Origin of the sequence: Paenibacillus sp. FSL W8-0919, from assembly GCF_038003785.1 — a bacterium.
In the GTDB taxonomy this organism is placed as follows: Bacteria; Bacillota; Bacilli; order Paenibacillales; family Paenibacillaceae; genus Paenibacillus_AQ; species Paenibacillus_AQ lactis.
The window spans coordinates 221,443-243,277 of record NZ_JBBOPV010000001.1 but is presented as its reverse complement, the minus strand read 5'-3'; the positions used below and the strand labels follow the sequence as shown (position 1 = coordinate 243,277).

At 49.7% G+C, this 21,835-nt stretch carries 16 protein-coding genes; 15 read left to right on the top strand and 1 reads right to left on the bottom strand.

What is annotated here, in order from left to right:
- The first annotated feature begins 50 nt into the window (after positions 1-50).
- The 8 genes from purS (at position 51) to purD (ending at position 10,468) form a co-directional block, all read left to right on the top strand.
- Complete coding sequence (gene purS, locus NST44_RS00970; RefSeq protein WP_007132730.1) at positions 51-296, top strand: phosphoribosylformylglycinamidine synthase subunit PurS; 246 nt, start codon at positions 51-53, stop codon at positions 294-296.
- Positions 297-300: 4 nt separating this feature from the next.
- On the top strand, positions 301-990 hold the full coding sequence (purQ, locus tag NST44_RS00965; protein WP_007132729.1) for a phosphoribosylformylglycinamidine synthase subunit PurQ: 690 nt from the start codon (positions 301-303) through the stop codon (positions 988-990).
- Complete coding sequence (gene purL / locus NST44_RS00960) at positions 968-3,211, top strand: phosphoribosylformylglycinamidine synthase subunit PurL (RefSeq protein WP_007132728.1); 2,244 nt, start codon at positions 968-970, stop codon at positions 3,209-3,211. The genes purQ and purL overlap by 23 nt, the downstream gene beginning before the upstream one ends.
- Positions 3,196-4,674 carry an amidophosphoribosyltransferase gene (gene purF / locus NST44_RS00955; RefSeq protein ID WP_007132727.1) on the top strand — a complete coding sequence of 493 codons (1,479 nt, stop codon included), beginning with the start codon at positions 3,196-3,198 and terminating at the stop codon, positions 4,672-4,674. The genes purL and purF overlap by 16 nt, the downstream gene beginning before the upstream one ends.
- A 482-nt stretch (positions 4,675-5,156) precedes the next feature.
- Positions 5,157-6,197 (top strand): phosphoribosylformylglycinamidine cyclo-ligase, encoded by a 1,041-nt coding sequence (purM, locus tag NST44_RS00950; RefSeq protein WP_007132726.1) that lies wholly within the window; start codon positions 5,157-5,159, stop codon positions 6,195-6,197.
- Positions 6,197-6,829 carry a phosphoribosylglycinamide formyltransferase gene (gene purN, locus NST44_RS00945; RefSeq protein ID WP_007132725.1) on the top strand — a complete coding sequence of 211 codons (633 nt, stop codon included), beginning with the start codon at positions 6,197-6,199 and terminating at the stop codon, positions 6,827-6,829. The genes purM and purN overlap by 1 nt, the downstream gene beginning before the upstream one ends.
- Positions 6,830-7,451: 622 nt before the next feature.
- The gene (gene purH, locus NST44_RS00940) at positions 7,452-8,999 is read left to right on the top strand and encodes a bifunctional phosphoribosylaminoimidazolecarboxamide formyltransferase/IMP cyclohydrolase (protein ID WP_007132724.1); all 1,548 of its coding nucleotides are present in this window, start codon (positions 7,452-7,454) and stop codon (positions 8,997-8,999) included.
- Between the two features lie 200 nt (positions 9,000-9,199).
- Positions 9,200-10,468: a phosphoribosylamine--glycine ligase gene (purD, locus tag NST44_RS00935; RefSeq protein ID WP_340897391.1), complete on the top strand. Its 1,269-nt coding sequence runs from the start codon at positions 9,200-9,202 to the stop codon at positions 10,466-10,468.
- Between the two features lie 308 nt (positions 10,469-10,776).
- On the opposite strand, the gene NST44_RS00930 is transcribed toward purD, so the two are convergent.
- Positions 10,777-12,144 carry a lanthionine synthetase C family protein gene (locus NST44_RS00930; RefSeq protein ID WP_340897390.1) on the bottom strand — a complete coding sequence of 456 codons (1,368 nt, stop codon included), beginning with the start codon at positions 12,142-12,144 and terminating at the stop codon, positions 10,777-10,779.
- A 219-nt stretch (positions 12,145-12,363) separates the two neighbouring features.
- Here NST44_RS00930 and NST44_RS00925 point away from each other — a divergent pair, with 219 nt between their 5' ends.
- The 7 genes from NST44_RS00925 (at position 12,364) to NST44_RS00895 (ending at position 21,753) form a co-directional block, all read left to right on the top strand.
- On the top strand, positions 12,364-12,516 hold the full coding sequence (locus tag NST44_RS00925; RefSeq protein ID WP_220686521.1) for an FDLD family class I lanthipeptide: 153 nt from the start codon (positions 12,364-12,366) through the stop codon (positions 12,514-12,516).
- 101 nt (positions 12,517-12,617) lie between these two features.
- A complete protein-coding gene (locus NST44_RS00920; RefSeq protein WP_340897383.1) occupies positions 12,618-13,850 on the top strand; it encodes a lanthionine synthetase C family protein in 1,233 nt (410 codons plus the stop codon).
- A 39-nt stretch (positions 13,851-13,889) separates the two neighbouring features.
- Positions 13,890-14,573: a winged helix-turn-helix domain-containing protein gene (locus NST44_RS00915; RefSeq protein WP_340897381.1), complete on the top strand. Its 684-nt coding sequence runs from the start codon at positions 13,890-13,892 to the stop codon at positions 14,571-14,573.
- A complete protein-coding gene (locus NST44_RS00910; RefSeq protein WP_340897379.1) occupies positions 14,548-17,775 on the top strand; it encodes a lantibiotic dehydratase in 3,228 nt (1,075 codons plus the stop codon). Before NST44_RS00915 ends, NST44_RS00910 begins: the two co-directional genes overlap by 26 nt.
- Positions 17,762-19,660 (top strand): ABC transporter ATP-binding protein, encoded by a 1,899-nt coding sequence (locus NST44_RS00905; protein ID WP_340897377.1) that lies wholly within the window; start codon positions 17,762-17,764, stop codon positions 19,658-19,660. The genes NST44_RS00910 and NST44_RS00905 overlap by 14 nt, the downstream gene beginning before the upstream one ends.
- Before the next feature lie 173 nt (positions 19,661-19,833).
- Positions 19,834-20,553 (top strand): response regulator transcription factor, encoded by a 720-nt coding sequence (locus NST44_RS00900; protein WP_340897375.1) that lies wholly within the window; start codon positions 19,834-19,836, stop codon positions 20,551-20,553.
- The gene (locus NST44_RS00895) at positions 20,554-21,753 is read left to right on the top strand and encodes a sensor histidine kinase (protein WP_340897373.1); all 1,200 of its coding nucleotides are present in this window, start codon (positions 20,554-20,556) and stop codon (positions 21,751-21,753) included.
- Positions 21,754-21,835 lie beyond the last annotated feature (82 nt).

Genomic DNA, 21,835 nt, shown 5'->3' with positions numbered 1-21,835 from the left:
TACGAGCAGTCCTTTATACCATTTATTATTTCGAGGAGGAGCAGGAGAACATGTTGAAAGCTAAGGTCTACGTCACGATTAAACAGAGCGTTTTGGATCCGCAAGGGGTCGCGGTGCAGGGGGCGCTTCATTCGATCGGCTACAAGGAAGTGGAGAGCCTGCGGATCGGTAAGTATATGGAGCTTGAGCTGAATACGGATAACCGTGAAGAGGCTGAGCAGCGCGTCAAGGAAATGTGCGAGAAGCTTCTGGCGAATACGGTGGTCGAGAACTACCGTTATGAATTGGAGGGCTAAAACCATGAGATTTGCAGTGCTGGTCTTTCCTGGCTCCAATTGTGATATTGACTGTTACAAAGCGGTGGAAGAGACAATCGGGCAGCCGGTGGATTATGTATGGCATACGGCAACGGATTTATCCGCGTACGATTGCATCTTGGTGCCCGGCGGGTTCTCCTATGGGGATTACCTGCGGTGTGGTGCGATTTCCCGGTTCGCCCCGGTTATGAACGAGGTGGCGAAGGCGGCAGAAGAGGGCAAATATATTCTTGGCATCTGCAACGGATTTCAGATTTTAACGGAGGCGGGGCTCCTTCCGGGGGCGCTGCGCCGCAACGAAACGATGAAATTCCGCTGCCATGACAGTGTCCTGAAAGTGGTCAACAACTCAACGCCGTTCACGCGCGAGTATGCGGAAGGTCAGGAGATCGTCATTCCGATCGCGCACGGCGAGGGCAACTATTACTGTGATGAAGAAACGCTGAAAAAGCTTCGGGACAACCGGCAAATCGTATTTACGTATCAAGATAATCCGAACGGCTCCGTCGCGGATATCGCAGGCATCTGCAACGAACGCGGCAACGTGATCGGCATGATGCCGCATCCGGAGCGGGCGGTAAGCAGCCTGCTCGGTTCGGAGGACGGCAAGGCAATGTTCACATCCATATTACAGGCATGGAGGGATACTCATGGCGCAGCAAACGTCCGTTAAGGAACCGACGGCAGAACAGATTGCAGAGCATCAGATTTACAAACAGATGGGAGTTTCGGACAGCGAGTACGAGTTGATCTGTTCCTTCATGGGACGCAAGCCAAACTATACCGAGATCGGCGTGTTCAGCGTCATGTGGTCCGAGCACTGCGCATACAAAAACTCCAAGCCGCTGCTGCGCCGCTTCCCGACCAGCGGACCACGCGTTCTGATGGGACCCGGCGAAGGCGCGGGCATCGTCGATATCGGCGACAACCAGGCGGTTGTATTCAAAATCGAGAGCCATAACCACCCTTCGGCCGTTGAGCCATACCAAGGCGCTGCTACTGGCGTGGGCGGCATTATCCGCGATATTTTCTCCATGGGTGCAAGACCTGTTGCGATCCTGAACTCCCTTCGCTTCGGCAAGCTGGAGAGCGATCGCGTGAAGTACTTGTTTGAGCATGTTGTATCCGGGATTGCCGGCTACGGCAACTGCATCGGAATTCCGACGGTCGGAGGCGAGGTTGTCTTCGACGAGAGCTATGAAGGCAATCCGCTGGTCAACGCGATGTGCGTCGGCATTATCGATCATGACAAAATCCAGCGCGGTGTAGCTAAAGGGGTCGGCAATCCGGTCTTCTACGTCGGACCGCCGACCGGACGCGACGGCATTCACGGGGCAACGTTCGCTTCCGTCGAATTGACGGAGGAGTCCGAAGCGAACCGCACGGCCGTTCAGGTTGGCGATCCGTTCATGGAGAAGCTCGTCATGGAAGCCTGCCTTGAGCTGATCGACTCCGGCATCGTGCTCGGCATTCAAGATATGGGCGCGGCAGGCCTGACCTGCTCCAGCGCGGAAATGGCAAGCAAAGCGGGTAACGGGCTTGAGCTGTATCTGGATCAAGTTCCGCAGCGCGAGGAAGGCATGACGCCTTACGAAATGATGCTGTCGGAATCGCAGGAGCGGATGCTGTTCGTTGTCGAGCCTCAGCATGAAGCGCAGGCGCGTGAAATTTTTGAACGCTGGGGCGTGATTTGCGCCAAGGTCGGAAAGGTGACCGATGACGGCCGTCTGAAGCTGTTCCACCACGGCGAAGTCGTCGGCGACATGCCGGTTACGGCTCTCGTCGACGAGTGCCCTGTATATAATAAACCGTCCGAGGTGCCTGCTTATTACAAAGAGCAAGCCTCGGTCGACACGCTCCGATATGACGAAGTGAAGGATCTGGGAGGAGCGCTGAAGCAAGTGCTCGGCTCGCCAAGCCTTGCAAGCAAAGCATGGGTGTATAACCAATACGATTATATGGTCCGTACCAGCACCGCCGTTCGTCCGGGCTCGGATGCGGCCGTCGTGACCGTTCACGGCACGCGCAAGGCGCTGGCGATGACAACAGACTGCAACGGACGTTATGTATATCTTGACCCAGAGCTCGGCGGCAAGATCGCCGTCAGCGAAGCGGCGCGCAATATCGTATGCTCCGGCGCCGAGCCGCTGGCGATCACGGACAACTTGAACTTCGGAAGTCCGGAGAAGCCGGATATTTTCTGGCAGATGGAGAAGGCCGTGGACGGCATGGCGGAAGCCTGCCGCGAGCTGGGGACGCCGGTGATCGGCGGCAACGTTAGCTTGTATAACGAGAACGCCAAAGGCGCGATTTACCCGACGCCGGTTGTCGGCATGGTCGGCCTGATCCACGACACGGATCATATTACGACGCAAGGCTTCAAGAACGAAGGCGACCTGATTTATGTACTCGGCGAAACCTATGCCGAGCTTGGCGGCAGCGAGTTCCAGGCCGTGGTGCATGGCGTGTCCGAGGGACGGCCGCCGCAGCTCGATTTGGAGAAAGAAAAGAAGCTGCTTAGCGGCGTGCTGAAAGCGATCCAAGCCGGCCTCGTTCAATCGGCGCATGACGTGTCGGAAGGCGGACTTGCCGCAGCGCTTGCGGAGAGCTGCATCAGCGGCAATGTCGGCGCGACGATCGAATGGTCGACCGACCTTCGCAGCGATATCGCTCTCTTCAGCGAAAGCCAATCCCGGATCGTATTGTCCGTATCCCCGGACCATAAAAATGCGCTGGAGAACCTCCTTCAAGAGTCCGGCGTTCCATTCCACGCGCTTGGCGTTGTTGGCGGAAGCAAGCTCAGCATGAACATTAACGGTGCTTCTGCGCTGAATGAATCCGTGGAGGCTTTGAAATCCGTCTGGGAGGATGCCATTCCATGTCTCATGAACTGATACCCGAAGGATTATGGACAGGGGATTACTACAATGAGGGAACAGGTAAGAGCGATATATTCGATACACTAAAAGAAGAGTGCGGCGTATTCGGAGTGTTTGGTCATCCCGATGCCGCCTCCCTATCCTATTACGGGCTGCATGCCCTGCAGCACCGGGGAGAGGAAAGCGCAGGCATCTGCGTGGCCGACGGGGACAGTTTCAATTATCACCGCGACATGGGCCTCGTGAAGGAAGTATTCGACAAGGATAAGCTGGAATCGCTCAAGGGAAACATGTCGATCGGGCATGTACGTTATTCCACCAGCGGAGACAGCCGGATTACCAACGCACAGCCCCTTGTCTTCAAATACCGGGAAGGCAATCTGGCGATTGCCACGAACGGCAATATCGTGAATGAGCCGATGCTCCGGCGCGAATTGGAGAAGGCAGGCTCGATCTTCCAGACGACGAGCGATACCGAAGTCATTGCGCACTTGATCGCGCGTTCGCCGAAGGATTTCGTCGAAGCGGCGAAGGACGCGCTGCAGCGTCTAGTCGGCGGCTTTGCATTCCTGCTGATGACCAATGACAAGCTGCTGGTTGCCTCCGATCCAAACGGACTGCGTCCGCTGACGATGGGACGCCTCGGCGACGCGTATATTTTCACATCCGAGACGTGTGCTCTCGAAGTGATCGGCGCGGAGACGATTCGCGATGTCGCTCCGGGGGAACTGCTCATTCTTGACCGCGAAGGCTTGCGTGAGGAGCGTTATACGGCGCCGGGCCGCAAAGCGCTGTGCGCGATGGAATACATTTATTTCTCCCGCCCGGACAGCGACCTGAACGGCTCGAATCTGCATTCGGCCCGCAAGCGGATGGGAAGCCGGATGGCATTGGAGTCTTTTATCGACGCGGACGTCGTGACAGGCGTTCCCGATTCCAGCATATCGGCAGCCATCGGCTACGCCGAGCAGACCGGCATTCCTTATGAGCTGGGTCTGATCAAGAATAAATACACGGGCCGGACGTTCATCCAGCCGAGCCAGGAGCTGCGGGAGCAGGGCGTGAAGATGAAGCTTAGCGCCGTGCGCCGCGTGGTCGAAGGCAAACGGGTCGTCATGATTGACGATTCGATCGTGCGGGGAACCACCTCCCGCCGGATCGTCAACCTGCTTCGCGAAGCGGGGGCAACCGAGGTGCATGTCCGGATTACTTCGCCGCCGTTCAAAAATCCCTGCTTCTACGGCATCGACACGCCGGACCGCAGGGAGCTGATCGCTTCTTCCAAGAGCATCGAGGAAATTTGCCAGGAGATCAATGCCGACTCCTTGTCGTTCCTTAGTGTGGAGGGGCTGATCTCGGCCATCGGCGGTTACGACGAGCAGAGCTATAAAGGCGGTTTATGCCTTGCTTGCTTCGACAATGATTACCCGACACCAATTGATTTTGACGGGGAAGAGAAGATGGGCTGCAGCTGTTAAGGGTTAGCTGCTAAGTACTAAGTGCTGAGTTAAGTGCTATGAGCTAGAGTGCTGTGAGCTCAGTGCTCAGTGCTCAGTGCTCAGTCTTGGGCCAAGTGCTATGAGCTATGAGCTATGAGCTATGAGCTATGAGCTAAGTGTTCAGACTGCGGTTGCTAAGGGGGGCGTCACTAGCCTTCATGGCCAACGATAACAATCCTATCTTCCTCCTGTCTTTTCTTTCTTAGTGGCGTTCTCGGGAAGCGGGACCTCATGAGCCGACTTTTCGTACAAAACCATGGAGATACCTGGTATGAGGCCCAAGATACGTCACGTCATTCCTATTGAGTATCGACGCAGGGACTTGAGACCAAGGGGAATGGCGAACAGGACTTATCTCCGTATTTGGCTGTTGTGTTGCACCGTTTAGCGGATGATTGATTAAGGCCATAAATGATTAGTGCACTGATTCTTTCTTTTAAATGAAAAGGAGTGTTAGACGCGTGTCGGATACTTACAAACAAGCAGGCGTAGATATCGCAGCAGGCAACGAAGCGGTAGAGCGGATGAAAAAGCATGTCAAAACGACATTCAGACCTGAAGTCATGACGGATCTCGGCGGTTTCGGCGCCCTGTTCAAGCTGAATAAAGAACAATATGAAGAGCCGGTACTCGTCTCGGGCACCGATGGCGTTGGCACGAAGCTGAAGCTTGCATTCGCGATGGACCAGCATGACACCATCGGAATCGATGCGGTAGCCATGTGCGTGAACGACATTGTGGTGCAAGGCGCGGAACCGCTCTTTTTTCTCGACTATTTGGCCTGCGATAAGGTGATTCCTGCCAAAATCGAATCGATCGTCAAAGGCATTGCCGATGGCTGCAACCAAGCCGGCTGCTCCCTGATCGGCGGGGAGACGGCGGAAATGCCGGGCATGTACAGCGAGGGGGAGTATGACATTGCCGGCTTCACGGTGGGCATTGTCGACAAGCCCAAAATGATTAACGGCTCGAATATCGCGGCGGGCGATACCGTGATCGGCCTGGCTTCCAGCGGGGTGCACAGCAATGGGTTCTCGCTCGTGCGGAAGCTGCTTCTGGAGGATTCCGGGTACTCGCTGCAGCAGGAGATTCCCGAATTGGGGGGACGCCTTGGCGACGTGCTGCTGGCACCGACCAAAATCTACGTCAAACCGCTGCTGGGCTTGCTGAAAGAGATCGAAGTGAAGGGCATGGCACATATTACGGGCGGCGGATTCATCGAGAACATTCCGCGTATGCTGCCGGATGGCGTCAATGTCGACATTGAGTACGGAACCTGGCCGATTCTGCCGATCTTCAAGCTGATGCAGGAGAAGGGCAGCATCTCCAATAAAGACATGTTTACGACATTCAATATGGGGATCGGCATGGTTCTTGTCGTGAACGAGAGCGATGCGGATCAAGCGCTGGCGTATCTCCGCTCGGCGGGTGAAGAGCCTTACGTGATCGGCCGCGTTACGGAAGGCGAGCGTGTCGTCACCTTTACGGGGGCTAAAGTGTAATGAAGGCCAATCGGATTGCGGTATTCGCTTCCGGGAGAGGCAGTAATTTTCAGGCTTTGGTGGAGGCTCAGCGAAAGGGCTTGCTGGGAGCGGAAATCCGGCTGCTAGTCTGCGACAAGCCGGAGGCTCCCGTCGTAGAGCTGGCGAAGGCAGCGGATGTTGACGTGTTTGTTTTTCAACCGAAAGCTTATGCCTCGAAGGAAGCGTATGAGCGCGAAATTGTGACGGAGCTGGACCGCCGGGACGTGGATTTGCTCGTGCTTGCCGGATACATGCGGCTGCTCAGTCCATCGTTTGTCGAAACGTACAGCGGGCGAATCGTCAATATCCATCCGTCCCTGCTGCCGGCTTTCCCTGGCAAGGATGCCATCGGCCAGGCAATCGAGTACGGCGTGAAGATGACGGGGGTAACCGTGCATTTTGTAGACGGAGGCATGGATACAGGTCCCGTCATTGCCCAGCGGGCTGTCGAAGTACGGGAAGGCGATGACGCGGCTGCGCTGGCGGAACGGATCCATGAGGTCGAACAGAAGCTGTATTATGAAGTCGTATCGTGGTTCGCCGAGGGCCGGGTTTCGCTGAACGGGCGGCATGTGACTATAGCTGATAAAGTACAGGAAGTCGAACATTAGGTTGCGTAAAATCTAACTTAGGGCTAGTAAATCTAGTATGTTGGTATTCTGGCAGGTTCGCTGTAGGCTCGCTACAGGTTCGTGCAGGTTCGATGCCGATGATTTGTTCCTTTAACGCGAGTGCTGACGGATATGGATGGATTATTTCCGGGCGGTTTTCTTCTAAAAGAGGACAAGCTTGCACAGCCAATCGACATGTTCGATATTTCTCGGGAAATAATTTGGAATTATCGTGTATCGACAGCATCTTCGGATTCAAGACAGGCCGTTTTTGCAGAACGAGGCGACAGAAAACGTTGTGTTGAGTAGGACAGGCATTTCTCGGACCGCGCAGCGGGGCGAGGTGAAGAGTAGCCGCCAACAAGACCCTTTTAAGTACTTGTTGGGCCGAAAAGGAGCCGAAAGCCGCCAACAAGTCCCTTTTAGGCACTTGTTGAGTCGAAAAGGCACCGAAAACCGCACACAAGACCCTTTTAAGTATTTGTTGAGCCGAAGTCGCAGTGCGGCTAGGATGCGACGGACGATCCCTTTTTCAAGGGGAAAAAGGGATTGAGCAGTTTCTCGCAAGATGGCGGATGTCGTAAGGTAAGAGTTTTTTTCATTCAAATGAGGGGGTATGGACGTGGGTATCAAAAGAGCATTGGTCAGCGTTTCGGATAAAACCGGCATCGTGGAATTTTGCCGTGAGTTGTCTTCATTGGGTGTAGAGATTATTTCGACAGGAGGAACCAAGAGTCTGCTCGCCAAAGAAGGCGTTCCTGTCATCGGCATTTCGGATGTGACAGGCTTCCCTGAAATTTTAGACGGCCGCGTAAAGACGCTCCATCCTGCGGTGCACAGCGGGCTGCTCGCGATTCGCGACAGTGAAGATCATCAGCGTCAGATGAAGGAGCTGGGCCTGGATTACATTGACCTCGTGGTCGTGAATCTGTATCCGTTCCAGGAGACGATTGCCAAGCCGGATGTCGAGTATGAGGATGCCATCGAGAATATCGACATTGGCGGACCGACGATGCTGCGCTCGGCTGCGAAAAACCATGCATTCGTAAGCGTTGTTGTCGACGCAGCGGACTACGGCCAGGTGATCGAGGAGGTCCGTGCAGGCGGAGATACGACATTGGAAACACGCAAACGGCTTGCAGCCAAGGTGTTCCGCCACACGGCCGCTTACGACACATTAATCTCCGAATATTTGTCGAACGTAACCGGCGATCCGCTCCCTGAACGCTTCAGCGTCACTTATGAAAAAATCCAGGATCTTCGTTACGGCGAAAATCCCCATCAAAAGGCGGCATTTTACCGCAAGCCGCTGGCACCTGCCGGTACGCTTACGACAGCCGAGCAGCTGCACGGCAAGGAGCTGTCCTACAATAACATCAATGACGCGAACGCCGCGCTGCAGATCGTTAAGGAATTCGACGAGCCTGCGGTCGTTGCCGTGAAGCACATGAATCCGTGCGGCGTCGGAATTGGCGCAAATGTATTGGAAGCTTACAAAAAAGCGTACGACGCGGACCCAACCTCCATCTTCGGCGGGATCGTAGCCGCGAACCGGACGATCGATGCGCCTACGGCCGAGCTGCTTAAGGAAATTTTCCTTGAAATTATCCTGGCCCCGGATTTTACGCCGGAAGCGCTCGAAATTCTGACGAAGAAGAAAAACATCCGCCTGCTGAAAATGGGCGAGTTCGGTTCGGCGAAGGAGCGTCAAAGCACGCTCGCCGTTACGACGATTGAAGGCGGCATGATCGTTCAGGAGAGCGACGTGCATTCCCTGGATCCGGTTGACCTGAAGGTTGTGACCGACCGCGAGCCGACCGAAGCGGAGCTGAAGCAGCTGCTCTTCGGATGGAAGGTCGTAAAGCACGTGAAGTCCAACGCCATCGTATTGGCGGCAGACGATATGACCGTGGGCGTCGGCGCAGGACAAATGAACCGCGTAGGCTCGGCGCGCATTGCGGTTGAGCAGGCAGGCGAGAAAGCAAAGGGCGCTGTCCTGGCATCGGATGCGTTCTTCCCGATGGGAGATACGGTTGAACTGGCCGCGAAAGCAGGAATTACCGCCATCATTCAGCCGGGCGGCTCCATTAAGGATGAGGAGTCCATCAAGGCTGCAAACGAGCATGGCATCGCGATGGTATTCACCGGCGTAAGACACTTCAAACATTAATAACACCAGGAGCCCGGGCCCATCGCTGCTCGGGTTCTCACATCATTTGTGGGATAAACGATTTACGGAGTGAAATGATACGAACTTGTGTGGGATAACGATACCGTAGTAGATGATACGGACTCGTGCGGAGTAGACGATTTACCCAGTGAACCGATAGGGGCTTTTCCAAAATGGATAGGAATATGAGGAGGGGTAGCATGGATATTCTGGTCATCGGCGGCGGCGGCAGGGAGCATGCCATCGTATGGGCACTGGCGAAGAGCCCGAAGGCAGGCAAGATTTATTGCGCGCCCGGCAATGCAGGAATCGGCCAGTTGGCCGAGTGCGTGCCGATCGCTGTTTCGGAGTTTGACAAGCTGACGGCTTTTGCGGTGGAGAAGCAGGTGGGTCTCGTTGTGGTAGGACCGGACGACCCGCTGGCGGACGGCATCGTGGATGCGTTTGACAGCACGGGCATCCCGGTATTCGGTCCGCGCAAAAACGCCGCTGAAATCGAGGGCAGCAAGACGTTCATGAAGGATCTGCTTCATAAGTACGGCATTCCGACGGCAGCTTATGCGAAATTCGACGACTACGAGGAGGCGCTGGTCTACCTGCGCCGCCAAGGGGCGCCGATTGTGGTGAAAGCCGACGGGCTCGCAGCCGGCAAAGGCGTAACCGTGGCACGGACGCTGGAAGAAGCGGAGAAGGCGCTCAGCGACATTATGCAATCCAAGGTGTTCGGGGAAGCTGGCAGCCGGGTCGTGATCGAGGAGTTTCTTGAGGGCCAGGAGATGTCGATTTTGGCTTTTGTCGACGGGGAAACCGTCAAACCGATGTCTGCCGCCCAAGATCATAAGCCGGTATATGACGGCGACCAAGGACCGAATACCGGGGGCATGGGGACCTATTCCCCGCTGCCGCATATCGATCCTTCCATCATCGAGGAAGCGGTCGAAACGATCATCAAGCCGACGGCGAAAGCGATGGTAGCCGAGGGTCGTCCGTTCCGCGGCGTATTGTTTGCCGGCTTGATGATTACGCCGGACGGCAAGCCGAAAACGATCGAGTTCAATGCAAGATTCGGCGATCCGGAGACCCAGGTCGTGCTGCCTCGCCTCCAAACGGATTTGCTCGAGGTGTTCCTTGCGACCGTGAACGGAAAGCTTGCCGATCTGGAGCTCGAATGGAGCGAAGACGCAGCGGTATGCGTCATCCTGGCTTCCGGCGGATATCCTGCATCCTATCCGAAAGGCCTTGCCATCACTGGCCTGGACGAAGAGCAGGAAGGGACGATTGTATTCCATGCAGGAACCTCCCGCGATACCGATGGAACCTGGAGAACGAATGGCGGGCGTGTGCTCGGCGTGGTCGGTCTTGGAGCGGATATCGCTGCGGCACGGGCGAAGGCTTATGCACGGGCGGAGTCAATTGCGTTCGAAGGGAAGCATAACCGGACGGATATCGCGTTGAAGGCGCTGGTATAGAGCTTCTTTACAGTTGCTTGTTACAACATCATATGAGCAGGATCAAGAAAGGAGTCTTCGCGTATGAAGACTCCTTTTGCAATTCCCGGAGATTTAAAGAAGAACTCCCTCAACATTAATTTACGCGTTGTTCAACTCCTGTTTACCTAATATTAACTTTAAACAGGTAGGATATATTTATTAAATGGAAATTTAACCCTATTTCTTCTGACAAATTCAAGTGCAAGGAGGGATTACGATTCTAAGTGTATGGAGAAATTATGAATTCAGATGTAAGAAGTGATCATAAATTCAAATAAAAGGAGGGATTATGAAAGCATGAGCAAATAATCCCAATCGCTAGGTTCTGCTTTTCCTACGTCGAGCAGTGTGGCAGCAATTCCTGCAGCTCCTTCAAGAAGCCCGGCTTTGGTAAGCCATCGCATACGATTTGCCGTCCCTGGTTCCGCATCTTTATAGCCAAGAGGGGAGCTGGAGTCGAATCGTTGAAGCAGTCCGGCCATGAGCTGATCGATTAATGGCTCGATTCCCGGATCTTTGGTGGAGCTCCCCATTCGCAAGCACATAAGGAGAAGCCCGGACAGACCATGACATAACGAAGGGGAATCCATGCGATTCCTTTCGCATTCGTAGGAGACCGCATTGATAAAAGATTGGAGGGCAGTCTGTGCTAGGGTCGGGTTATTCAGGCTAATGGAAGAAAGATATAAGGCAGATGCTACACCAGGTGTTCCATAACACCAGGCTTCTCTTTGGCGAAGCAGCTTGTTATCGGTCATTAGCTCTTCGAAAGGAATGATATGCGGCCAATAGCATCCCCATTCATCCTCTAATTGTGAATCTAGTAACCATTCGGTGATATATTCGATTGCACGGTACTGCCCTGACACTTCAATTCCGTTGTTGTAAGCGACGGATAACAACGCTAGAGGCCCCGGAATCCCGTGTGCCATTCCACAGTTGAAGCTGCCTACTGGAAAATTGCGCTTATTGCCGGCAGAGGAGTCGAATTTAATGGGGGTAAACCAGCCTGGAACAATCTTGCCATCTGCACATATGGGTTCCGTAAGCTCGACAAGAAAGCGAAGGATGGGTTCAATTAACGGAACGATAATAGGGTCCGTTGCGTTCTTCAACAAGTATCTTCCAATGCCGCTCGCACCTGATATCGTGTCGTACAGCTCGACAGGTACCCCGTTCTTCTGATGCAGCAATTCCGTGCTTTCTCGCAGCCACCGCTCGACGACAGGTGACATCCAGCGATGGATCTGATTCAGGAATTGATTATAAAATTCTCCATGGTTCGAAGCAGCGAATACAGCAGATGCGATTCCAGCCCAGCCGCTATAGAGGGAAATATCTTGTGTTCCGTGCCTGGCAAGGTATGACTGGATTTCAACCAAATTGGAATGGATTGCCTGATTCCAATTTCCGGATCTATCGATGGTACGCCATAGTGATAAAAGATGAATATTGCCCGGGTAGCCGTGCGATAAGGAAACGCCTCCCCAAGGGAAGAATTCGGTGTCCGTCATAACGTTGTCTGCCGTATGAACAGATTCATATACGAATTTGGGATCACTCAAGCGAATCGCAATTTCTTTGCTGATCTCCATTCCCTTTTCATTTATGTACGATGAGCCTTGCTCTTTGACAAATAACATATCTTCTTTCACGCGCGTCTCCTCCTTATTGTTGCCTCAGAATTTTGCAGAATCCACACCTATCTAAATTATCGTAGAAGGTTCGATTGCCTGTCCTTAAAATCTATTTAATTATTCATTAATAATCGTTAAGGAGAGTCCAATAAATAAAGTTATATTTAAGATAATTATAAAGATTATTTAATATATGGATTGATATTATTTAATTGTAAATTAAAGGAGGTGAGATGATTGAACAACCAATTCGATCTGGACCTGCAAGTTGCGCAAAATGAGGTTGCACCAAATGAAGTACAACCTGCCAGCGGTCTTATTTGTACGCCATCATGCCTGACAGGAACATTGAATTGCAAAATCAGCTTGTCTTTCTGCAGAACCTGTTAATCATAGCATACGGGCAACAAAAGACACGGTTATTTTAAACCGTGTCTTTTCTCACGTATTTATATTTGAAGGGAGAAGGAAGCGATGTGAGGACAAGCTGTTTGAAGGAGCAATCTATTAGGATCAGTAAATTTATTGCCGAAAGGCTGATTGATCTTCCATATATAGAGAAGATTGCAATGAGCCCCGCAAATCATTCTCCTTCCAGGGGATCAGCCCCTTGGAATCCGATTTCCTTAGCCGACGGTATTCCGGGCATATGGGCATTATTTGCGGAATGGGATCGGCTTGAACCGGGTCAGGGCTGGAAGGGGGCTATTCATCAGCATTTATTGTCTCTATATAAAGCCACGCCGCTTCGTACTCCTGACATTTCACTTTTTTCAGGAGTAACAGGGGTCGCTTACGGACTGTTCATAGCATCCGATGATCGGACGAATTATTCACAAGCTCTCTCTCAATTAAATCAATATATAACAAGCCAATATGTCGAAAGACCGATTCTAGGCTTGGATTCACTCGATGTCATACGCGGCTTATGCGGTATTGCCAGATATGTGCTGGAGGCAAGCGGGTATGATGAGGACATGCGAGATATTGCCGTTCCTCTGATCATGAATATAGTCGGAAAATCCGGCGCCATGATGGATGATATCCGCTCTGGTATGGATCAACTGGTGCATCACGGCATGGCTCACGGGCTTGCCGGCACTCTTGCCTTATTGGTTACTGCTCTTCACAAGAGTGTTGAGGTTGAGAACCTGCAACATACGATCCATAGAATTGCTCACTATATGGTACAGCAAATACGAGAGGACCGATATGGGCGGTTCTGGCCGATGTCTTCCAGACCAGGCAGCTCATATCGAAGTGAAGGGGAAGAGATTAGGCAAATCGAAGGCTGGTGTCACGGCACTTTAGGAATCTCGTTTGCATTATTGCGGGCAGGAATCCATTGCAACAATGAGGGGTGGAAGAGGGTCGCTGCGGAAGCTGCAGGATCTGCCTTCAGGCTCGGAGAGAAGGAGCTCGGTTCCATGACGCCTTCATTTTGCCATGGACTAGCTGGTTTATTGCAGTTAGCCAACCATTGGCATGCGCTATGTGATATTCGGGAAGCTTCTTTGTTTTCAGACAAAGTGGCATCGCGATTGGTGAAAATGTTTGATGAGTCATGCCCCTTTGGTTATCGGGATCAAGAAGATGCAATAAGTACTGACAATCCGGGCTTGCTGCAAGGAGCCGTCGGAATTGCTTTGAGCTTGCTTGATTACGGAAAACGGGATGATCCGATGTATCTGGGAAAATGGAGAGAGTTATTTCTCATGTCATAGCTTGAGTTAAAGCAGGACTATTACTAACAGGGGGTTAATATGAAGAGAACAATTGTGGCTGTTTCACCTGATAGTCCCATTATGATGTTTCTAAACCGGATTACTCATTCTAGCAGCATTGAAGTATTATCCTGCGAATCCTTTAACCAAATTGAAATGATAACTGATCACCGATGTATGGGAGTACTTGTGTGTCAGAAGAATATAACCTTGAGAGACCTGTCAATTTGGCACAGGCTTCGAGAGAAGAGTGCTTTTCCTTTTGTATTTATCACACCGGGAAATAATGAACAGCTAGAATACGAGATTTTAAATCAGTTATTTTCTATTTCTGCCCAACCTGACGTGAAGAAAACAGGCCCGGAGCGAGAGGTCATTTATTTATCGCCCGATGTCATATTTGACCCGAGCTGCAAAATGATTTGGAAGCAGGGAGGAGGGCAAATGCTTACATTGATGGAATACAGGCTGCTTGAATATCTCCTGGAGTCCGGAGACTGGGTGATAAATATTGATCATATTATCAATAAGGTATGGGGAGTTGATACATTTACATCGTCGAATACAGTATATGTTCATATTCGAAAGTTGAGGGAGAAAATAGAGGAGGATCCTAGCAATCCCAAAATATTAGTGACCTGTCATGGGCTAGGATACCGATTGAATATCATGAATAATATGTTGGAGGTGGATCATAATGAAAGAACAGTCCAGCTTAAATGACAGGGGAGTCAAAGTAACACATGAAGGAAAAAAACAATCGGAACGATGGTTCAAGCCATGTGATTTTTTCATAGTAAGAACCCCGCTGCTTTCACTTGATACCTATTTACAGGTTATTTCCCAGCACCAAGTCCAATCAGAGAAGGTTGAGCTTGAGACAATCGGACGTTTGAAAGAAGAGGCCTCCAGATCCATAGTGAAGGAAGCAATCCGTGTTGCCTCTCCGTCTCTGAGGTCCTTCTTCGAGTTTCTGAACACCTCCACGGATGAAGCTGACAAAAAAACGATGCAAAAAGTTGAAAAGACGCTGATCAGCCTGTTCCGCTATTTTATTCGAATGTCGACACGCACAACGCCTTTCGGTCTGTTTTCAAGAGTCGGTCAAGGACGTTTTGGAGACCGGAGCGACCTTATGGTAGGTTCATTCCCAGACGACCAGAAAAGGGCAAGGCCCGATATGGAATGGATTTTTCATTTAATAAAGCTAATTGAATCCGATCCCGTTATATTTGATGAATTGAAGGTTCGCACGAATCGAACGCTGATGGTCAAAGGAAATCGGATCAAATTACCCTTTCGGCCTCAATACGGGGTATTGAATCTGGACGCTGTTCCCGAAGGAGTCAATTCGATTGGGTTGACAGAGGTGGTTGATTTGACGCTTCAGGCAGCAAATGAACCTGTGGTTATGAAGACGCTGAAACAAAAGATTTTAGGAGCATTCCCGGAATCTAACCTGGACATCATTCATCATTATTTACGGCAGCTGTTAGAGCAAGAGTTTATTGTGAGTGAGCTTCGGCCTCCGCTTATGGATGTACCGCCGCTAAAACATGTACTAACGGTATTGTCTCATAAATCGGAGTCTGACAAGTGGTTGGAGGTACTGAGCGAGATTCAGGACTTGTTGTTCCAATACGAAACCAGCAAGATTGGCAACGGAGAGGATATCTATTGCCAGCTTACGGAGAAGATGCTTGATGTCGTAAAGACGAGTAATTTGGTTCAGGTGGATGTGAGGTTGGAGAAGGATGTTTCTCTTCCGTGGTCCGTAGCTAACGATGTTGTCTTGGGCGCAGAGCTAATGTGCAAATTGCATGTGCCGGAAGGACAGGAATTAAATGAGTATTTAAACCGTTTTCTCGAGAAATATGGGGTCTATCAGGAAATTCCAATCAATGAGCTCTTCGATAATGATTGGGGGTTAGGTATCCCTAAAGCCTATCAACCCCAGTTCAACCCAGAAACCCAACAGGCCTCCTATACTCGCAACTCGATTCTATTCCAGTTGGTAACCGAGGCAATTTCGCAGGGCTCCGCTGAGCATGTACTGACGGATGAACAGATTCAAGAACTCACTCTGAATCATGATCCACGGAACGCTCCGGAATCTCTGGAGATTTATTATTCTCTGGTGGCTGCTTCCCAGAAGCATGTCGATCAAGGGGATTACAAGTTAGTGCTGGGTGCGAGTGCCGGATCAAGCGGGGCGGGCAAAACTTTCGGGCGTTTTTTGGATATGTTTGATCAAGCATTTCTCCAAAACTTCGAACAAATTCATTCACATGTTCAGAGATTGCATCCTGAGGCCGCCATGGCGGAGATGGTATTTATGCCCTCCAGCGGAAGGATATCGAATATTATGATAGGGAAAAATTTGCTGAAATACGAGATCGTTTCGGGTACAACGTCATCAAAGAATGAGCGGAACACGATTCATGTCGACGATCTTCTGGTTGGGGCAACCTATGATCGTTTTTATATCAAATCAAAAAAGCTTGGAAGGGAAATCATTCCGCTCCAGACCCATATGTTCAATCACAGAATCTCCCCTCCGATCTTCAGGTTCCTCAGTGATATAACGAGAAAGCTTACAAAAACATGGTCCTATTTTAACTGGGGGCCCGTGGAGCAGTCACCTTTTTTGCCAAGACTCCGATATAAGAACATCATTATCAGCTCGGCCCAGTGGAGATTGGGAAAGCATACACAGGGGTGGGGATCGTCCGAGGAGAGAGAAGAGTGGCTTGATAAATTCCATTCATGGAAGGAACGATGGAAGGTACCCCGGTATGTTTATTTGGCAATGGGGGATAACAGACTGCTGCTCGATTTAAACAATCCGTTATGTGTAGAAGAAGTGAAACGCGAGCTGGGAAAGCTTCAACACGGTCAAGAATTGATTCTGACGGAATGTACCGATCATCCAAGCTGTTCGCCTCTTCATTCTGAAGGTGAAACCTATATCGGTGAATTTGTGTTTCCTATATTAAATACCAGGAGTGTTCCTCAATCAACTCCTGTGCGCGGTGCATTAAACGATGCGAACGATCTACCGGATGCATTGAGAGGTGTTCTTCCGGGCGAAGACTGGCTCTATATCAAATTATACGGAACGTCGGAGCGGGAGACTGAATTGCTGGGCTTGCATCTGGCAGAGTTATGGAGACAACCTGAATTTGATGATTGGAGCAGAAGATTCTACTTCGTACGCTATAAAGACCAGGAGAACCACATAAGATTAAGGTTTAATGGAGATCCGAAAGTGCTCTGGTCTAAAGGGATCGTTCAAATCAGTCAGTGGATGCAGAGGCTGCGTCATGCGGGACTAGCGGTTTCCATGACGATCGATACTTATGTCCCCGAATTCGAGAGGTATGGCGGCGTAGAGTTGACCGGAATGGCAGAAGACATTTTTGCTGCAGATAGCAAGCTTGTAAGTCTTTATCTCGGGGAAGCTCGGCGTAAACGATTAAACCTTGCTCAAGAAGTTATAGCAGTAGTCAACATACTGGATATTCTGGACAGCTTTGGACTTTCGAGAGGGGGGCAGAAGCAGTGGCTGGAGGAAAGAGTCGACGGGAAGGATCATATGAAAGCATACAGAGAGTTGAAAAAGACATTGATTAATGCCGCCGATTCAGCTCCTTCACGGCTCTACCAGGTCGACGCTTCAAATATCATAATGGAAGCACTTGATGAGAGGCGAACCTTGCTCAGAACGTACTCCAAATCCATAGAGGAAGCCAAACAGAGGGGGCTGACGAATCATCCACACGATATTCTGGCGAGTTTGGTGCATATGCATTTAAACCGTTTGCTTGGTGTTGACAGGGAGCTTGAGATTAAATGTATGGCTTTAGCCAAATATACCGCAGCTCATTTTTATCATGCGAAAGGAGCTCTACATGTTATCTCCTGATACCAATATGAAGGACGAATACGTGTCGTTTTCCTCCAAAAATATATTTCGGACATTTTTATTTTGGCCCCGTATATTCAAGCTTCTGTGGGAAACTCATGCCGGTTATTTAATCGGAATCTTGATTTCAAACCTGTTTAAGGGGATTTTGCCTGCGGTTGTCCTGCTTGCAACAAGAGAATTGATAAACAGCGTAGTGGGAAGCGTGCCGCAAGGAGAGTTCAGGCCCATTCTTCTAGCCTTTGGATTTTTGATGTTGTTGAACATTCTAGCGGATTTCATTGGAATCGTAGACGGATATTTTCGGAAAATGTTTCAAAGCCTTCTATCCAATCGAGTCAATTTAAAATTAATCGAGAAGGCGCATCAGATGACGCTCCAGTCCTTTGAAGACGCCGATGTGCAGAACAAGTTGCAGCGTGCGCAAGGAGAAGCCAACTACAGACCCTTTGAAATATTTGTGCAAATGCTCGCAATTATTAGCGGTGTCGTCACATTAATTTCGGCCTCCGCCATTCTGATCGCTTGGAAGTGGTGGGTGATTTTCGTGATTATTCTGATTCCTTGTCTGTCGTTTTATTCTTTCCTGAAGATTGGTCAGAGAGAATTCCACACCTATTACCAGCGAGCAGGAAAGCAGCGTGAATCATGGTATCTGTCATTTCTGGTGACTCGGGATAACAGTTTTAAGGAAATCAAAATATTCCAGCTGGGGAATTATCTACGAGAAAGATATTTATCGATCCTAAATGGCTTTTATCTTGAGGACAAAAGACTGGCTTCGCGGAGGTCGTATACCTCGTTATTTTTTCAGGTGATCAATCAGGGAGCCAGCGGATTCATTATTTTACTGGCTGTCCGGAGTGCGTATATCGGCCAAATCATGCTGGGGAATTTAATCAGCTTCATTCAGGCCATCAATCTTACCCAGTCGACGTCGCAAAATATCGTTCAAGGAATTTTGAGTCTATGTCAAAATAACTTATATGTTAAGCAGCTCTTTGATTTTCTGGACATGCCGGAGGAAGAAGAAGTGGAAGAGATTGAGCAAAGGATATCCCATATTCACAGCATTGAATTTCGTAACGTATCCTTCAAATATCCAAATACAAATAAAAATGCAATCTCGAATATTAGTTTTACACTGAATCGAAACGAGAAATTAGCGATTGTAGGCAAAAACGGTTCCGGAAAATCTACGATTGTTAAGCTGATTACCCAATTATATTCCAATTTTGAAGGGGACATTCTAATTAATGGTCAATCGATACGTGATTTGAACAAAGAGAGCTTCCGTGAAAAAATGGGGGTGGTGTTTCAGGACTTCGTCCAATATGAAATGACCGTCAAGGATAATGTAGGTTTTGGGGATGTGACACAGAAGGACAATGATCAGCTCGTATGGAAGGCCATTGAACAATCCGGCATTACAAAATTAATCAACCGTCTGCCCAACCAATTAAATACGATGCTTGGAAAATGGTTTGACGACGGCCAGCAGCTATCAGGCGGACAATGGCAGCGTGTTGCGATCGCCAGAGCCTTTATGAGGAATGCAGATGTTTATATTTTGGACGAACCGAGCTCCTATCTAGATCCTCATTCAGAGAAAGAGGTTTTTAACAAGTTTGAGCAGCTGACACATCAAAAAATCGGAGTTTTTATTTCTCATCGATTATCTTCTGCCAAAACAGCCGATAAAATTATATTGTTGGAAGAAGGCCAAATTGTTGAGGCTGGAAACCATGAAAGCTTGATGAGATTAAATGGAACGTACGCGGAAATGTTTGAAATTCAAGCCTCCTCCTATCGTTCATCGAATGATGAAGAGACGCTGGAAGAGGAAGCGGTAATATCCTCGTTCGTTAGAATCTCAGCCGAGTAATACATGATACAGTCAAAGTACAGGTAAGCCCATTCTTGGATTCTGTTATAAGGGGTGGTTGGTTGCATCCTTTTCCTAACAAGAATCCAGAAATGGGCTTAATATATTTCCTCACTGTTATATAATACAGTTAACAGTTTGTTGAATTATGATAATGATGGAGAAAAAATACAATGGAAAACTTTTCTGTTCTGCTTGTAGACGATGAGCAAGGGTTATGCGATATGTTGACTACGGTGCTCAAGAAGGAAGGCTTCTGGCATATTCGAAGTGTGGACACGGGGCAGGATGCGGTGCGAATATTAACGGAGTTTAATCCGGATGTGATCATTCTGGATGTCAATCTCCCGGATATAGACGGCTTCGAGGTATGCCGGAAAATTCGCAAACAGACCGAAGCGCCGATCCTTTTTCTAACCGCCCGGGACGCTGACTTGGACAAGCTGATGGGGTTTGGCATTGGCGGGGATGATTATATTACGAAACCATTTAATCCATTGGAGGTTGTAGCCCGCACCAAAGCTCGTCTGAAGTATAAAATGCGGGAGAAAAGAGCGGTCCAGTCACGGTTAACCCAACTGCTGGATTTTGGTTATTTTCGGGTAGATCTTGAGGCCGGGGAGCTGACCGTAAATGGCAAGCATGTGGAGTGCCCGGCACGTGAGTGGGAGCTGCTCGTATTCCTATGCCGTCATCCCAACCGTATTTTCAGTACGCGTCAATTATACGAATCGGTGTGGAAAGAGCCCTACTTTGGAGACGAGAAGACGGTTGTCATCCATATTTTCAGACTACGGAAAAAGGTAGAGCCCGATCCTGGAAATCCCCGGTTTCTTGTTAACGTAAGAGGGCTTGGCTACAAAATGCTGACTCCGAGGAAGGAACAGGAATGAATGAATCCGATGGTGAGAATGGCTTTTCGCTTTATCAAGGTAACCCTGATGTTGGTGGTAATGTCTATCTTAAGTTTTATTTTATGCGCAGTGATATATATATATCTTCTCGATTGGATGAATCCCCGAGGCGCGATTTCTATGAAAACTTTCTTTGTTGTTACAGGATTTGTGCTGACGATTATTTTTATTATTGCTTTCGGTTGGTGCGTGGGCAAACCGCTCACGTATTTAATCCGCTGGATCAACCGATTATCTGATGGGAACTACAGCCTACCGCTAGAACACTTCCGCCAGCCGAAGAGTGATCGCGGCTTGGATGGCACAAATAGCCACGATGGCCCCGCTGACTCCGGAGGCATTGATTACACCAAGGGCTCTGACGGCTCCCGTAGCTTCAATGGCTTCAATGGCTTTAATGGCTTTAATGGCTTTAATGGCTCGCAACATAACCATTATCGTTATCCGTATGTCCTATATAAAGAATTATTTGATCGAATGCATTTATTAGCGAACCAACTGCAGCGCAGCGAGACCGAACGACTGAATTTGGAAGCCAAGAAGCAGGAATGGATCGCGGCTATTAGCCATGATCTTAAGACGCCATTGTCCTATATCGAAGGCTATGCTCATATGCTCACGGCTGACGATTATGTATGGTCTGATGAAGAAAAGCAGAATTTTAGCAGGCAGATCAGCGGCAAGACCGCGGAAATGAAGCAACTCATCCATGACTTGAACCAGGCGGGCCGGTGGTCTGTCGAACAGTTCCCTATGAATAAAAAAATAGATGATGTGGTCGATTTTCTGCGTGAGTTGATGATCGATATCGCCAACCATCCGTTAGCCGAGCAAACCTCCTTTACGTTTCATCCTGAAGAGAATGGGTGCAGCATGGAGTTTGACAGCAGACTGTTAGGCAGAGCTCTTCAAAATGTAATCATGAACGCGGTGATCCATAATCCCCCCGGCACCGAGGTTCAATGCAACATTTCCGTAAAGAAAAACCATTGTTGTATTATGATCGAGGACGATGGCATCGGAATCGAAGAAACGAAATTAAGACACAACCTAAATCAATCCGGTAAAGGAATAGCGATAGCCAAAGCTTTTGTTGAAGCTCATTTTGGTCGAATGAACATTCTACCGGCAGATGGTAAAGGCACCCGGGTTGAAATTGTATTGCCGATCCGTCCATAAATTATCTTATCGTTCATTTATTGTTTACCTGTTGTTAATTTCCCGTTGCTACACTTTAAGTGTTAGCAATGCCAAGCAGGAG

What these genes read in the sequence shown, in the direction of transcription:
- purS (WP_007132730.1), top strand. Translation starts at nt 51, where the DNA reads ATGTTGAAAGCTAAGGTCTACGTCACGATTAAACAGAGCGTTTTGGAT.
- purQ (WP_007132729.1), top strand. Translation starts at nt 301, where the DNA reads ATGAGATTTGCAGTGCTGGTCTTTCCTGGCTCCAATTGTGATATTGAC.
- purL (WP_007132728.1), top strand. Translation starts at nt 968, where the DNA reads ATGGCGCAGCAAACGTCCGTTAAGGAACCGACGGCAGAACAGATTGCA.
- purF (WP_007132727.1), top strand. Translation starts at nt 3,196, where the DNA reads ATGTCTCATGAACTGATACCCGAAGGATTATGGACAGGGGATTACTAC.
- purN (WP_007132725.1), top strand. Translation starts at nt 6,197, where the DNA reads ATGAAGGCCAATCGGATTGCGGTATTCGCTTCCGGGAGAGGCAGTAAT.
- purD (WP_340897391.1), top strand. Translation starts at nt 9,200, where the DNA reads ATGGATATTCTGGTCATCGGCGGCGGCGGCAGGGAGCATGCCATCGTA.
- NST44_RS00915 (WP_340897381.1), top strand. Translation starts at nt 13,890, where the DNA reads ATGAAGAGAACAATTGTGGCTGTTTCACCTGATAGTCCCATTATGATG.
- NST44_RS00910 (WP_340897379.1), top strand. Translation starts at nt 14,548, where the DNA reads ATGAAAGAACAGTCCAGCTTAAATGACAGGGGAGTCAAAGTAACACAT.
- NST44_RS00905 (WP_340897377.1), top strand. Translation starts at nt 17,762, where the DNA reads ATGTTATCTCCTGATACCAATATGAAGGACGAATACGTGTCGTTTTCC.
- NST44_RS00900 (WP_340897375.1), top strand. Translation starts at nt 19,834, where the DNA reads ATGGAAAACTTTTCTGTTCTGCTTGTAGACGATGAGCAAGGGTTATGC.
- NST44_RS00895 (WP_340897373.1), top strand. Translation starts at nt 20,554, where the DNA reads ATGAATCCGATGGTGAGAATGGCTTTTCGCTTTATCAAGGTAACCCTG.